This window comes from Mesorhizobium sp. M2A.F.Ca.ET.037.01.1.1 (genome assembly GCF_003998075.1).
GTDB lineage: Bacteria > Pseudomonadota > Alphaproteobacteria > Rhizobiales > Rhizobiaceae > Mesorhizobium.
The window spans coordinates 1-516 of sequence record NZ_RZSA01001754.1; the positions used below are offsets into that span (position 1 = coordinate 1).

Here is a 516-nt window from a genome sequence, read left to right on the forward strand (position 1 = left end):
ACCGTGACCGTCGACCTCAAGATGGATGGCGACGTGGTGACCGATTTCGCCCATGAGGTGAAGGCCTGCGCGCTCGGCCAGGCCTCTTCTTCGATCATGGCCCAGCATGTGGTCGGCGCCAACGCCGGCGAATTGCGCGCCGTGCGCGAAACCATGCTGAAGATGCTGAAGGAGAATGGCGCGCCGCCGGAAGGCCGCTTCGCCGACCTCAAATATCTGGAACCGGTGCGCGACTACAAGGCGCGCCACGCGTCCACCATGCTGACCTTCGACGCGGTGGTCGACGCGATCGGCCAGATCGAGAAGAAGCGCGCCGGACAGGCGGCGTGAGGACACGGCTTAGGCCGCTCCCCTGGTTACAGCGAATTCGCTTCGGATCCAGTCGGCGAACGCCTTGGCGGGTTCGGCCAGATCCGACAAGTTCCTGGCCACCAGCCAGTAGGCGCCGGAAGCGACATCGATATCGAACGGCTTGATCAAAGTCCCCGAAGCGAGCTCCTCGCCGACCTGCAGGAG

At 64.3% G+C, this 516-nt stretch carries 1 protein-coding gene and 1 pseudogene; one reads left to right on the forward strand and one right to left on the reverse strand.

From position 1 onward, the window contains the following. On the forward strand, nt 1-330 hold a 330-nt coding region (locus tag EOA27_RS39610), incomplete at its 5' end, for an iron-sulfur cluster assembly scaffold protein (RefSeq protein ID WP_145970950.1). A 9-nt stretch (nt 331-339) separates the two neighbouring features. Here EOA27_RS39610 and EOA27_RS42860 read toward each other — a convergent pair. After that, nucleotides 340-516 (reverse strand): annotated as a pseudogene (locus tag EOA27_RS42860) (transcriptional regulator); the annotation flags it as partial.